The 13,620-nt window shown below is 37.7% G+C and carries 14 protein-coding genes; 3 read left to right on the forward strand and 11 right to left on the reverse strand.

What is annotated here, in order from left to right:
• Positions 1 to 11 precede the first annotated feature (11 nt).
• From TP70_RS06290 to hemQ, 8 genes are all read right to left on the reverse strand, one after another.
• A complete protein-coding gene (locus TP70_RS06290) occupies positions 12 to 494 on the reverse strand; it encodes a GNAT family N-acetyltransferase (RefSeq protein ID WP_044360397.1) in 483 nt (160 codons plus the stop codon).
• Between the two features lie 66 nt (positions 495 to 560).
• Positions 561 to 1,112 (reverse strand): NAD(P)H-dependent oxidoreductase, encoded by a 552-nt coding sequence (locus tag TP70_RS06295; protein ID WP_044360399.1) that lies wholly within the window; start codon positions 1,110 to 1,112, stop codon positions 561 to 563.
• A 169-nt stretch (positions 1,113 to 1,281) separates the two neighbouring features.
• Positions 1,282 to 1,620 (reverse strand): YuzB family protein, encoded by a 339-nt coding sequence (locus tag TP70_RS06300; RefSeq protein ID WP_044360401.1) that lies wholly within the window; start codon positions 1,618 to 1,620, stop codon positions 1,282 to 1,284.
• Between the two features lie 119 nt (positions 1,621 to 1,739).
• Positions 1,740 to 3,284 carry an SLC13 family permease gene (locus TP70_RS06305; RefSeq protein WP_044360403.1) on the reverse strand — a complete coding sequence of 515 codons (1,545 nt, stop codon included), beginning with the start codon at positions 3,282 to 3,284 and terminating at the stop codon, positions 1,740 to 1,742.
• A gap of 182 nt (positions 3,285 to 3,466) precedes the next feature.
• Complete coding sequence (locus tag TP70_RS06310) at positions 3,467 to 3,937, reverse strand: threonine/serine exporter family protein (protein WP_044360405.1); 471 nt, start codon at positions 3,935 to 3,937, stop codon at positions 3,467 to 3,469.
• Positions 3,938 to 3,948: 11 nt separating this feature from the next.
• Entirely contained in the window at positions 3,949 to 4,671 is a 723-nt protein-coding gene (locus TP70_RS06315) for a threonine/serine exporter family protein (protein WP_044360441.1), read from the reverse strand.
• Positions 4,672 to 4,736: 65 nt separating this feature from the next.
• Positions 4,737 to 6,080 (reverse strand): APC family permease, encoded by a 1,344-nt coding sequence (locus TP70_RS06320; protein WP_044360407.1) that lies wholly within the window; start codon positions 6,078 to 6,080, stop codon positions 4,737 to 4,739.
• A gap of 337 nt (positions 6,081 to 6,417) precedes the next feature.
• The gene (gene hemQ / locus TP70_RS06325; RefSeq protein ID WP_044360409.1) at positions 6,418 to 7,176 is read right to left on the reverse strand and encodes a hydrogen peroxide-dependent heme synthase; all 759 of its coding nucleotides are present in this window, start codon (positions 7,174 to 7,176) and stop codon (positions 6,418 to 6,420) included.
• A 163-nt stretch (positions 7,177 to 7,339) separates the two neighbouring features.
• Between hemQ and pta the strand changes: the two genes are divergently transcribed.
• From pta to TP70_RS12235, 3 genes are all read left to right on the forward strand, one after another.
• A complete protein-coding gene (pta, locus tag TP70_RS06330) occupies positions 7,340 to 8,329 on the forward strand; it encodes a phosphate acetyltransferase (protein ID WP_044360410.1) in 990 nt (329 codons plus the stop codon).
• A complete protein-coding gene (locus TP70_RS06335; protein WP_044360412.1) occupies positions 8,329 to 9,168 on the forward strand; it encodes a lipoate--protein ligase family protein in 840 nt (279 codons plus the stop codon). Before pta ends, TP70_RS06335 begins: the two co-directional genes overlap by 1 nt.
• 200 nt (positions 9,169 to 9,368) lie before the next feature.
• The gene (locus TP70_RS12235) at positions 9,369 to 9,539 is read left to right on the forward strand and encodes a hypothetical protein (protein WP_156962263.1); all 171 of its coding nucleotides are present in this window, start codon (positions 9,369 to 9,371) and stop codon (positions 9,537 to 9,539) included.
• A 242-nt stretch (positions 9,540 to 9,781) separates the two neighbouring features.
• Here the strand turns inward: TP70_RS12235 and TP70_RS06340 are convergent, their stop codons facing one another.
• The 3 genes from TP70_RS06340 to TP70_RS06350 form a co-directional block, all read right to left on the reverse strand.
• Positions 9,782 to 11,386: an ATP-binding cassette domain-containing protein gene (locus TP70_RS06340; RefSeq protein WP_044360413.1), complete on the reverse strand. Its 1,605-nt coding sequence runs from the start codon at positions 11,384 to 11,386 to the stop codon at positions 9,782 to 9,784.
• 202 nt (positions 11,387 to 11,588) lie between these two features.
• Entirely contained in the window at positions 11,589 to 13,040 is a 1,452-nt protein-coding gene (locus tag TP70_RS06345; protein WP_044360414.1) for an APC family permease, read from the reverse strand.
• 210 nt (positions 13,041 to 13,250) lie between these two features.
• Positions 13,251 to 13,613, reverse strand: a complete 363-nt coding sequence (locus TP70_RS06350; RefSeq protein WP_044360415.1) for a DUF423 domain-containing protein — start codon at positions 13,611 to 13,613, stop codon at positions 13,251 to 13,253.
• Between the last annotated feature and the right edge of the window lie 7 nt (positions 13,614 to 13,620).

Here is a 13,620-nt window from a genome sequence, read left to right on the forward strand (position 1 = left end):
TTAATGAGACACTAAGCCAATTGTTTTTTCATTAATGCAAGTGACATCGTTTCGCCAAACATGACCGTTTCATATGTACGGATGACTTCAAATCCTTCGCCTTCATAAAAAGCAACAGCCTTTTCATTGTGCGTGTCAACTTCTAAGTATACCGCTTCATATTGCCCTTTATAATGAGCTAACCCTTGCTCTAACAATAGACGTCCATACCCTTTATTTTGAGAGTGTGGACGTACGTAGTGTGCCGATAAGTAAAGTTCGCTGCCTTGGATAAAGTTCGCAAATCCAACAACCGTCTCTTCTTCCATCGCCACTAAAAACAATTGTTCATCCAATCTTTTTAGTAAATGTGCCTCGTTATATGAAGCTGCTAGTAGTTCATTGACAGTACGCGCAGCATATATATTCAAGTACGTGTTATACCATGCTTTCGTTGCAACATCGCGAATACCAATGACATCATCTGGTGTCGCTCTTCTCACTTCATACGTCATATTCCTCGCTCCTTATATGCTATAGAATAACTTTCATTATACCACAACTTCCGCTCCATATAAGGCTTAATTCGCACTTGTCGCAACGCTTGCCGTATATTGTTCATTCCAACGCGCCGCTTCATTCATCGCATACGTGTCTTTAAAAATATCCCCCGGTTGTGTCGCACAACCAATCAAATAATCTTGTAAATGAGCACCTAAAAACTGCAAGCTATAATCCACTTGCTGTACACAAGGTAATGCTTTGACACGTGGGCTATCTCCGCCGATTAAAATAAGGCGGAAATTAATATCTGACAGCTTTTCTTTAAAGTTCTCATATTGAGACGCTTCCAAAGCTTCAGACCACTGTTCAATAAAGTGTTGCATCGTCATGCTAATACTGTACCAACAAACCGGTGACACTAAGATCACATCTTCACTCGCAAATATTTGGTCTGTCACTTGTTCATATTCTTTTTGTCCATTTGCGTCATCTTCTGCCTGCTCTGAACTTGATGACACAACAACATCTTCTAGGTTAATCCATCTATAATCTTGTCCTTCTAGTACTTGCTCTGTTAACGTGGCGGTGTTCGATTGTTCACGTCCGCCTCCAAATAATACTGTAATCATCGCAAACATCCCTTTTATTTCTATCTTTTTCTTAATGTATTGCACTTATTCCCATTTCACACAGATATTATTCATAGATAATGTGATTCGTTGCGATATGCCATCATTTATTCATACAAAAAACCCGCATTCGTATTGAACACGGGCTTTTGTGATTTATATCAATTTGTTATTGTTGTTTACGCTTAGCAAGCTTTTCTTTCAACTTGCGGTCTTGTTCTTCTTTGCGACGTTTTCTTTCTTCGTTGCGTTTTCTCAAGCGTTCCTCTTCTTCAGGATCGCGTGGTTTTTGCAGTTGTTTCTTGACCTTTTCCATTAATTCGTCTTCTGTGAGCGCGGCTAGTGGACGGTTGTTTACGAATGCGAAAGTTTTACGTCTTCCTGGTCCACAATACGATTGACAGCCAATCTCTATTTCAGCATCAGGATCAAGTTTTTTCAGCTTATTCGTGACACTTTTAAGATTTACAGCCTGACAATCATCACAAACCATGAATTTGTTTTTCACCTAACTCCACCTCTCTTAGCTTCATACCGCTACTCATTTTACACGTCTTTTTAATATTTTCAAGATTTATGTCTACAATATTTTACGACATTATGAAAAATCACACAGTTTTATGCAAGTTAAGATTTGTGTAATGGAATGCTTTGCGTCACATCAATTCCTAATACAAGTGGCATTACAAAGTAGATAACGACAATAATCACAACAATACTGATTAAGTTCATCACAAAACCTTTCGCTGCCATTTCTTTAATTTCTATCTTACCTGTACCAAAGACAATCGCATTTGGCGGCGTTCCTACCGGTAACATGTACGCACAATTCGCTGCCATCGCTGCAGGTGCCATTAAAAGTAATGGGTGCACGTTAATCGCAACTGACAATGTCGCCAAAATAGGTAAAATCATCGTTGCCGTCGCTGTATTCGATGTAATCTCTGTTAAGAATAAAATAAACACCGTAATGACAATGACGATAATAATTGGACTGACACCTTTTAAAGATGTCATTTGAAGTCCTAGCCATGTCGCCAAGCCACTTTCTTGAATTCCTTTCGCCAAGGCTAAACCACCACCGAAGAGTAATAGCACGCCCCATGGTAGTTCTTTAGCAACCGACCAATCTAAAATACGTTTATGATGATTTTTCGCTGGAATTAAGAATAATAAAATAGAGACAAAAATCGCAATCGTTCCATCAGCGATCATCTCCGTGAAATGCCAATTAGAAAGTAAAAATTCGCGTGAAATCCATAGAGAAGAAGCCAATAAGAAAATACAGAAAACGACTTTCTCTTCATATTTTACTTTACCAAGTGCTTCCAACTTGTCTTTAATGACTTTTTGACCACCCGGTAATTCTTTCATATCATGACGAAATGCGACGAATTTAAAATAAAGCCATGCTAAAAATACGAGTAGAATCACTGTCGGTACACCGATAATCATCCATTTTGCGAAACTTAACTCTTCGCCAAAGTTTGTCGCATACTGTCCTTTTAAAATAATCAATGGTGGCGTACCGATCAATGTACCTAAACCACCGATTGTTCCGGCATATCCGATACCGAGAACGAGTGAACGTTCAAACTTCGCAATGCTATTATCATCTTCATGGCTTTCTTTAAGGGCATGCGCCTCTTGAATAATTGCCAAGCCGATTGGAATCATAATCATCACGGCTGCTGTGTTAGAGACGAACATTGATAGTCCACTGGTAGCAACCATAAACCCTAACAATATGCGACCAGTACTTGTACCAATGAGATTAATAATCGTTAACGCAATACGTGTATGTAAATCCCAACGCTCCATCGCAATTGCTAAAATAAAGCCACCTAAAAATAAGTAAATGATGTCGTTTCCGTATTGGGCAGACACTGTGGCACTGTCCATCACATGACCTAACGGCATCAAAATCAGTGGTAGTAAACTTGTCGCTGGAATTGGAATGGCCTCAGTAATCCACCAAATCGCAATCCATACCGTAATTGCCAACACATATAGTCCTTTAAAACTAAGATCATCTGGACGGACGAACAGTAGGATCAATGCAAACAATAACGGGCCCATGACTAAACCAATGAGCTGTGCCAATGTGTAAGATGGATTTTTCTTCTTGTCCGTAAAAAAAGTTAATAAACGAGATTCTTTTGGATTTGACATAATGCTCCCCCTTGCTGTTTTCTCTTCATTCCCCACAAATGATATAACACATTTTTAAAAAGTATATCATAATGACATCCGAAAATGATAGCGCTTTTTTACACTTATTTCACAGTCTCATCATGTAAAATAAAAAGCTTACAACACGTTTAATCCACGTGTCATAAGCCTTTTCATTTCTCTTATTCACTTTTATGTTGGCGTTTCGGTCGAATAATCGCTATCGGTTTTTTAATAAACGACTTCGCAAATTGATCTGACATTAACAAACCAACTGCAATCGCACCCGCAATAAGCGTTGCACGGACAAAAATATCATTTGCTTCATTAAATTCAAGCGTCAATAATTTTTGCGTGGCTTTGAAAAAAATACTCCCTGGTACTAACGGAATAATACCCGGTACCATAAACAGAATAACGGGTGCTTTATATTGACGCGCCATCATATGACTCATAATACCAAGAATGAAACTACCACATAAACTCGCATAAATACTATCAATCCCAAACGACATATGTACGAGATGATACGTTAGATAGCCAAAACCACCGCATAAACCTGCTGGCAGAAACAGTCGTCTCGGTGCGTCATAAATATAAGCAAAGCAAAATGAGGTTAAGAAACTACATATAAAAATCAGTGGAATGACCATCACTCAACCTCCTACAATAATAAAAATGCAGTCGTAATACCCGCGCCAATGGCAAACGACGTTACAATCGCTTCTAAAAATTTAGCTGTAAACATTAACATATGGCGCTCAAACAAATCTTGAATAGCTGTTGTAATAAGTACACCCGGAACGATTGGCATGACACCAGCTGTAATCGTAGCGGCAAGATTTGAACTGCCAATCCAATGATTGAGTGGTATTGCCACTACGCCAATCACAATCGCCCCTAAAAAATCAGGGATAAAGAGCGTTAACTGCTTGCCCTTCATATATTCCGTCACAAAATACCCTAAAGCACCCGCAAGGACGGCAGGCAACAAGTCTTGCCAACTACCGCCTTGCAAGTATAAGAAGCCCATAGATATTAAACCTGCAAATAACATTTTATGCCAAAGTTCATAGCGATGCTGTGTTTTGTCAATGCGTTTTAATGTGCGATACGCTTCCTCGAATGATAACTTTTGCTGTGCAATTTGACGTGAAATGTGATTCACTAAAAAAACTTTTCTCAAGTTCGTATCATTCTTCTTAATCTTAACCATGCGTGTATCATGGTCTGGCGATAAAGAGAAATTAATAAAAATGTTGAGCGCATAGCCTTGTGTTTCTTCATAACCATACGCAATTGCGATACGTTGCATTGTATCTTCTACACGATTTGCTTCTGCGCCACATTCTAATAAAATACGACCAGCAAGCATTACAATATTCATCACGTCTTGATCCGACGGTTTAGATTGAATCAAGATTGTCACCTTCTTTTCTTAAACGAACTTGATTATCTCTTAACTGTAAAGAGATAGAGAGGCACCCCCAATAATAAACCACCGATAGCGATGCCCGAGCCTAGTGGGTCTGAAATAAATGTATTCACGATAATAAACAGACCGCCACACATCGCGAGCAATGGTAAAAATGGATAGAGTGGTACTGAAAACGCACGCGGTTGCCCTTTGTTTTTACGTCTTAAAATAAATAGCCCAATGAAAGACGCCATATAGAAAAAGTAAATAATAAAAATCGTAATTTCTGATAAATAATCCGCATCAAATATAGACGGGAAACAAATACTTAACGTTAAAATTAAAATCGTCAAAGCACTCATAACAATATGTGCACCGATTGGCGAACCAAAACGTTTGCTGACATATTGAATGTGCTGCGAGTATGGCAATAAATTATCTTGTGCCATCGCAAATGGAATACGTGGGAATGTAATCAACTTACCATTCAATGTACCGATAATCGATACGATTAAACCGATATTTACAATTTTAGCGCCCACACTACCAAATAAAATCACTGCCGCTTCTGCACTCACGCTATTGCCAAACAAATACACTTCTGATGCTGGCAACGTCTTGAAAATTGCTACATTAATTGTGACATACACAAGCGTCACGATTAAAATACCAATTAACATTGCTAACGGTAAGTGTTTCTGTGGATTTTTCATTTCTCCTGACATGGTTGTCAACATAATCCAACCATCATACGCGAAGAGCGTTGCTAATACCGCACGACCAAAGTTGACTGTTCCGTCATTATTCATAATGAGTTGTGTCACATCACTACCAAATACCCCTTCTTGCCCATAGATTAAACCGAAAATGACAATCGCAAAAATCGGAATAAGTTTCGCAAGTGTTGAGATGTTTTGCATGGCATTCGCATAATACGTTCCGATGATATTCAATAACAGTAAAAATAAGAAAATACCAGCACCGATTGGAATCGTCCAAAAGCTACTAATCGCAAAAAATTTCGTAATTAAAATACCTAAAAACAGAATGAGTGATACAATAATTGCCGGCCCGTAGAGTACCGTTAATGTATACCCCGTTAAAAATCCCCAAAATGATCCGTAAATATCTTTAATATACGCATACAAACCACCTGTACGTGTGATTTGCGCACCGACTTCGGCAATCGTCAAGCCCGACGCCAATGTTAGTATCCCTCCGAGCAACCATGCCCAAAGTGCTAAATTGCTTGTCCCAGCATATTCAAGAACAGAACTTGGCTTTACGAAAACCCCCGAACCTATAATCGTACCGACAATAATCGTAACAGCTGTAAACAAGCCGATCGTTGGCTTCAAAGTTTGCTTATCCGAACCCATTGATACGCCTCCCCTTCATTTCTTTTTCTTTTGTTGCTATTACTATAACATGCGAGCGGGATAGAAAGCGTACTTTTTTAAAGATTTCATGAGCTAATGACCGGAAAAACTGCCATTACCACGTTTTTATCGCCCAAACTAACAAAAAGGTATTGTATATTTTCATAGAACCCAGACGTCATAGGGGCGATACAGAAAGTTCATTTTCACCAAAAGTTTTCGTAGTTCAACAGTTTTATCTTTCACGCCTATTCATATTTCCCGGGAAAAGGCACAGCATGAACCCCACAAAAAACTGGCTCACATTTTACTGCAAACCAGTCTCACATATTACTTATTATTTTGTAGGTAATGCCATCATTGTGTGGAGCGTGTCACTATCTAGTTTGTTTCCGATAAAGAAGCTACCGAACTCGCCATAACGTGCAGTTGTCTCATCAAAACGCATTTCATAGACGATTTTTTTGAACTGCAATACATCATCTGAGAAGAGTGTGACACCCCATTCAAAATCATCGAAACCAACAGAACCTGTAATAAACTGTTTAATTTTACCAGCGTATTTACGACCAATCATACCGTGGTCATACATTAACTTTTTACGCTCTTCCATTGATAACATGTACCAGTTGTACGTTTCATTACGACGTTTATTCATTGGATAGAAACAAATATAGTCTGTTTCAGGTAATTGTGGATATAAGCGTGCACGTACATGTGGGTTTTCATACGGATCTTCGTCTGATTGACCTGCCAAATAGTTACTTAGCTCAACAACTGACACGTATGAATACGTTGGGATAAAGTGATCTGCGATAGGCAATTTGTTAATTGCTGTTTCAATCGCTGTTAACTCTTTCATTTCAGGACGTAAGAACCATAGTAAAATATCTGCCTTTTGACCTGCAACGTTATACGCAACATGATCGCCTTTACCTTCATCTTTCGCCCCTTTAAGCTCAGTTAATAACGCTTCAAACTCCGCAAGCATTTGTGTGCGCTCTACTTCTGGCACTAAACGCCATGACGCCCAATCAATTGCATAAAATAAATGCAAACTATACCAACCATCTAAAGTTTCTGCTGCATGACTCATTCGGAACACTCCTTAACTATTGATTTACATGTAAATATTATCACAATCTACACTTAAAAACGAAAGAAACGCTATAAATGTCGCCCCTTGGAAATCTGTTTACAAATAGCGTATAATAAAAATCGGAAAACATTGATATGGGAATGCAAAAGGAGGACTTTTTATGTCTAGCTTATTAAATGTATTAAAAGACAAGTTATCAGGTAAAAATGTACGCATCGTACTTCCAGAAGGTGAAGATGTACGCGTATTATCAGCTGCGGTGGAACTTCAAGCAACTGACTACGTTGCACCGGTTGTTTTAGGGAATCAAGACAACATTAAAAAATTAGCTGAAGATGAAGGCTTAAATATTGAAGGTATTGAAGTCATTCAACCTGATACAAGCGACCTTAAAGCAGAATTAGTGACTAAATTTGTTGAACGTCGTAAAGGTAAAGCGACTGAAGAACAAGCACAAGAATTACTTAACAATGTAAACTACTTCGGTACAATGCTTGTATACGCAGGCAAAGCAGACGGTCTTGTAAGTGGTGCTGCGCATTCAACAGCAGACACTGTACGTCCAGCATTACAAATCATTAAAACAAAACCAGGTGTTTCTAGAACATCAGGTGTATTCTTTATGATCAAAGAAGATAAACAATATCTTTTCGGTGACTGTGCAATCAACCCAGAACTTGGCGCATCAGACTTAGCTGAAATCGCAATTGAAAGTGCAAAAACAGCACAAAGCTTCGGTATGGAACCAAAAGTTGCAATGTTAAGCTTCTCAACAAAAGGTTCAGCTAAATCAGACGACACTGAAAAAGTCGTACAAGCCGTTGAACTTGCACAAGAAAAAATCGACAGCGAAAACTTAACAGACGTTGTTGTTGACGGTGAATTCCAATTCGACGCAGCAATCGTTCCTGAAGTTGCGAAGAAAAAAGCACCTGGCGCAAAAATCCAAGGTGACGCCAATGTATTCATCTTCCCAAGCTTAGAAGCTGGTAACATCGGTTACAAAATTGCACAACGTTTAGGTGGTTTTGACGCTGTAGGTCCTGTATTACAAGGTTTAAACTCACCAGTTAACGACTTATCACGTGGCTGCTCTTCAGAAGACGTCTATAACTTATCAATTATTACAGCAGCACAATCATTACAATAATGGATCTCGCTTCTAAATATTTCAATGGTGTTGCATGGCGTTACATCGACCATACAACGGGTCTAGAACCCATGCAATCCTTTGCATTTGACGATACATTTTCTGAAAGTGTCGGCAAAGACTTATCGTCCAATGTTGTGCGAACGTGGATTCATCAACATGTTGTCATTCTAGGTATTCATGACGCACGACTGCCCTATTTACGCGACGGTATTTCATTTTTAAACGATGAACAAGGTTATAATGCCATCGTCCGTAATTCTGGCGGTTTAGGCGTCGTACTGGATCAAGGTGTACTCAACATCTCACTTATTTTTAAAGGTAAAACCGAGATTACAATAGATGAAGCATTCTCTGTCATGTATCTCCTTATTTGCAAGATGTTTGAAGACGACAATGTCGACATTGACACTTATGAAATTGTCCATTCATATTGTCCTGGCAAATTTGACTTGAGTATTGATGGTAAAAAATTTGCAGGCATTTCGCAACGTCGTGTACGCGGCGGTGTCGCAGTTCAAATTTACCTTTGTGTCGAAGGTTCTGGCGCTGAACGTGCCCAACTCATGCATGATTTCTATCAACGTGCACTCAAAGGGGAAGTAACAAAGTTCAGTTATCCAGATATTCATCCGGACTGCATGGCCTCATTAGCAACTTTGCTCAAGCGTAACATTACAGTTCAAGACACCATGTTTAAGTTACTCTATGCGATTAAAGACTTAGGTGGTACGCTCAATACAGATCCTGTCACACCTGAAGAATGGACACGCTATGAGTACTATTACGATCGCATGCTTACACGTAACGCAAAGATTAATCACCAAATTGAAAATTAATATAAACAATCCCCGCGTAGTTCGTTACGTGGGGATTATTGTATTGCTGATAACTTCCTATATAGCGGGGAGCGTTTTTCCCTTATGCAACTAGTCGTCTCACAATATCTTAGGTATAATAGTTGCAATAAATTGCGTTGCATACTGTTCGTTCATACCTTCTGCACATCCGAAGCATCGTTGCAACCAAAGAGGTTATTATGGAACAAAGAAAGTTTAATCGTACTGATTATTTAGTGCCAGCCTGCCTATTTATCGGTATCGGGTTAAGCTTCTTATTTGACCATCTCACAGCAGGCACTTGCCTTGGACTGGGCATTAGGTTTTTATTAAAGAAAGATATACATACAACAAGCATTCACATTGTCTAAAAAGTAAATATCCATTTGTTATTAATTTACAAACCAACACTAGTTCACAAAAAATTAATAATTCATTAATATTTATGTCCCCAAACGACAGAAAACGTGGTACATTATAAGTAAGCAAATATATGGGCAGGGATCCATATCACTTTGTGCTTTCATTTTCAAAAAGTTCTCCAATGTAAAAGCCTGTTTCTTATGATAGCGTAGCGACTATCAGTAGAAACGGGCTTATTTTATTCATACTATTATTTAATTTCTAATATATGATTATCGACAATTTTATAAGTTTTATTATAATAATGCTGATCTATCGTTTCATCATGTGTAATCTCTATGACGGTTTCAACTTGTTGATGAATCACGCTTCTTATAAAGTCTGTATTCTCTTTATCAAGCCCTGCTGAGAATTCATCTAACAATATAAACTCAGGTTTTCGAATTAGAATACGTGCTAACGCAATCCTCATTTTCTGACCGCCTGACAGACGTTCACCATTCGCCCCTGCACGGTAATACCAACCATGCGTTGCTATTAAGTCTTGCAAATTACATTGTGTCACAACATGTTGCAAACTATACTCATCAAAATCATCACCCAATGTAATGTTAAATAAAATCGAATCATTAAAGATAAATGGCTGTTGTTCAAAATAATATATATGTTGTATCAGATCAGAAAAAGAGAGTTTACTATCTTGAACAGTATGATACTCAATATAACCTTGTTGCGCTTTTTCCAGTAACAATAGCAACTTAAAAAATGTAGACTTCCCACTTCCCGAAGGCCCTTTTAACAAGATATGATCTCCTTGATGCACATTAAGGTGTATGCCCTCAAATATGATACGTTCACCGTATTGATGTGAGACATGATGAAATTTAACAGGTAGAATCGTATGGGTTGTTTGTTTAGTTGTCACACTTGTGTCCCCTTCAACGACTATGCCATTCATTAAATCATCATATTTCTCAACAATCGTATTAGACGACCTTAATTTATTAAAATGATCGATTGCATTAACTGCTGGAATCACAATTCTATCACTCGCTAAATAAACAGCCATTAAAGCAGCTAATGATAAACTACCCTTCATAACAAATAAACCACCGATGAATAAAGGGACAAAGGCACTAATCCCTGATAACAGATTCGTTACCCAATTAGACTGATACAGATGTTTCTGCATAACATAATGACTACTTTCTACTTCTGTAAGTTCTTTCGTTAAATGAGAAGCAAAAAATGACTTCTTATTAAAAATTCTAATCGTTGTCAATGCATTGAAATACTCATTAAGATGATCAACAAACGAAGAAGAAGTACGAGACCATTCATCTGTTGATTTTTTAATTTTATGTTTATAAATCTTCGGTGTAATGACAGGAATAATTGAAAATAGAATAAACAATAGGCCAAGTTGATAGTCTATAACAAGTACATATACCGCTGAAATAATAGAAAAGCTGACACAATATGTAAATAAGAACAATGATTTAATATAGTTCGTTTCTAAAAATTTAAAATCATTCACCATAAAACTTAATAAATCCGCACGCAATGTCGCATTATTCCCACTAAAATACTTCTGAATCATCTGTCCTTTGTATGTGTTGTTAAAGTCTTTAATGAATTTTTGTTGATATACATTCCATAAATAGAGCGCTGTACGAATGATACCGTATCCAATAATACCGAATATAAAGTAATGCGTAAGAGAAGTGAAACTTTTTATCTCAACAGAATGTACAATACCTGCAATCAGTGTTGGAATAACAAGCCCATCTAAAGCCGTTATAAGCATAAATACATATAATAAAATAAGTCGGGGGTTGAATAAATTAATCTTCATTTTTTAACCTCCTAGTATGCGTCATTGCGTCCATATTCACGTTTAAGTAGTGCTATTGTGTGAAATAATATAATTTTATTATAACATTGCATATCTCAAAAAACAGAAAATTCTAATAATTTTAGATGTATCTTTTAAATTTTTCTATACAAAACACCCAGTGATACGATAGAAATTCATATCTCTGGGTGTTTCTTGTTATCTATTCATCTAACATTTTTTCAACGTCTTTTTTACGTGTGTCTAGAATAAGCTGTGATAGTTCATCTTTATCCATATGACGCAATTTCGGCAAACGAATAAAGAAGAAAATGAGTCCTAATAATGTCCAAAAACCTAATGCAATATGTGATGGTAATGATAATGAAGCTGGTGAGATCGGTAATAACAATAATGCTAAGAAAATAAATGAAATGATCGCACCTAAAATTGCGAATGTTTTATAGACCGGACCGTATGTCTTGCTTTGCTTGTCATAGCTGAATAACTTTGCGGCTGCTAAACATGTTACAAAGTATGCGATAGATACGCCTGTAGATGACATGTCGACAATCCATGTTAATGCTGTACGCCCTAACCATGGTGCAATCAATGTTAATGCTACTAAGAAAATGATTGCAACGTAAGGCGTTTTATAACGTGGATGCAGTTTACTGAACACAGTTGGCATAATACCTGAGCGCCCCATTGAGAACAACAATCTACTGGCACTCAATAAGAAGCCATTTAAACCTGTAAATATTCCCATAATAATCGCAATTGCTAGTGCACCTAAACCGATATTGCCAAATGCTTCACGTGTCACAGCGCCTGTCGCCCATAGGTTGTTGTCAGGTGCTGTTAGCCAACCTGTATACAAAATCATTAAAATATACGTAAGTGCCGCTGCTAATAAACTATATACGATTAATTTAAATGTTTTGTCCGGCGAAAAGTTAAATTCTTCCGCTGTTTGTGGAATGTTGTCAAAGCCGACATACGCCCACGGTGCGACGGATACAATCATAATAATTGCTTGGAACCAGCCGTATTGTGTCCCTTCATATGGTTTCAAATGTTCTAATGAAAAGTTTGAGCCAAAAAATGAGCTGACAAACATTAAAACAACTACGATGACCATTGCGATACAGAAATAAAATTGCAGTGATCCTGAAACGCTTGCTCCATAAATTGTAATGACCATAAAGATCAGCAACAGTGCTGACGCGATAATAATCTCTGTAATATATACGTCCCAACCGGCAATTGTGTATAGTTTGCCGACTTCAATCGCATCAGGAATTAAAAATTTGATTAATAAGCTAAACGCCGTCGCATTTAACGCAACGACACAAATATAACCAAATGTTAAAAACCATGATGAGAAGAAACTGACGTAACGTCCAAACCCTAAAAAGCTAAATGCAAATGCCCCACCAGAAACTGGAAAGCGCTCAACTAATGCACCATAACTCACAGCAATAATCATCATCAGTAATGCCCCAATAAATATACCGATAGATGCTGCGATTGGCCCAGATGTTTGTATCCAATCCCCTGGCAGAATAAAAGAACCCCAGCCAATACACGAGCCGTATGCAATTGCCCATACAAACTTCTCAGACAAGTTTTGTTGCAAATCGCCTCGATCTGGCTTTTTATTATTTTTTGCCATAAATATGATTCACCTCTTAAGTACTTTATACCCTAGTTAATATATAAATAACTAAATTTTATTATTCGAGCCATTAATCATACATCATTTATTAGCACATAGCAAAAGTTTTCAGGCTTTAGTAAAGAACTGACAGAAAGTGGACACAAAAAAAGCGCTTACCTAGGCTGACACGCTTTTAAGCCTAAATAAGCACTGTATTTTCATAAACTAAATTTTAAAAGATGCGACGATTAACATGATCCATCCTGCGATAAATAGTACGCCGCCAATCGGTGTAATCGCACCTAACACGCTAATTTGTGTTGTCGATAAAATGTAAAGTGAACCGCTAAAGAACACGATACCGAAAAACATCAGCCATCCAGCCCAACTTACGTTCACATCAAATGCCCCACCGATAATGCCGATTAACACTAAGCCTAAACCGTGATACATTTGATACATTGTCGCTTTTTCCCAAACTGACATATAATGCTCAGACAGTTTGCCGTCTAATATATGCGCACCAAATGCACCTGTACCTACCGCCATCATCGCATTCAATGCACCTAAAATAATAAATAATTTCATCGTCCTA

It is taken from the genome of Staphylococcus microti (assembly GCF_000934465.1).
Lineage (GTDB): Bacteria > Bacillota > Bacilli > Staphylococcales > Staphylococcaceae > Staphylococcus > Staphylococcus microti.

What these genes read in the sequence shown, in the direction of transcription:
- TP70_RS06290 (WP_044360397.1), bottom strand. Translation starts at nt 494, where the DNA reads ATGACGTATGAAGTGAGAAGAGCGACACCAGATGATGTCATTGGTATT.
- TP70_RS06295 (WP_044360399.1), bottom strand. Translation starts at nt 1,112, where the DNA reads ATGATTACAGTATTATTTGGAGGCGGACGTGAACAATCGAACACCGCC.
- TP70_RS06305 (WP_044360403.1), bottom strand. Translation starts at nt 3,284, where the DNA reads ATGTCAAATCCAAAAGAATCTCGTTTATTAACTTTTTTTACGGACAAG.
- TP70_RS06310 (WP_044360405.1), bottom strand. Translation starts at nt 3,937, where the DNA reads ATGGTCATTCCACTGATTTTTATATGTAGTTTCTTAACCTCATTTTGC.
- TP70_RS06315 (WP_044360441.1), bottom strand. Translation starts at nt 4,671, where the DNA reads ATGAATATTGTAATGCTTGCTGGTCGTATTTTATTAGAATGTGGCGCA.
- TP70_RS06320 (WP_044360407.1), bottom strand. Translation starts at nt 6,080, where the DNA reads ATGGGTTCGGATAAGCAAACTTTGAAGCCAACGATCGGCTTGTTTACA.
- hemQ (WP_044360409.1), bottom strand. Translation starts at nt 7,176, where the DNA reads ATGAGTCATGCAGCAGAAACTTTAGATGGTTGGTATAGTTTGCATTTA.
- pta (WP_044360410.1), top strand. Translation starts at nt 7,340, where the DNA reads ATGTCTAGCTTATTAAATGTATTAAAAGACAAGTTATCAGGTAAAAAT.
- TP70_RS06335 (WP_044360412.1), top strand. Translation starts at nt 8,329, where the DNA reads ATGGATCTCGCTTCTAAATATTTCAATGGTGTTGCATGGCGTTACATC.
- TP70_RS12235 (WP_156962263.1), top strand. Translation starts at nt 9,369, where the DNA reads ATGGAACAAAGAAAGTTTAATCGTACTGATTATTTAGTGCCAGCCTGC.
- TP70_RS06340 (WP_044360413.1), bottom strand. Translation starts at nt 11,386, where the DNA reads ATGAAGATTAATTTATTCAACCCCCGACTTATTTTATTATATGTATTT.
- TP70_RS06345 (WP_044360414.1), bottom strand. Translation starts at nt 13,040, where the DNA reads ATGGCAAAAAATAATAAAAAGCCAGATCGAGGCGATTTGCAACAAAAC.
- TP70_RS06350 (WP_044360415.1), bottom strand. Translation starts at nt 13,613, where the DNA reads ATGAAATTATTTATTATTTTAGGTGCATTGAATGCGATGATGGCGGTA.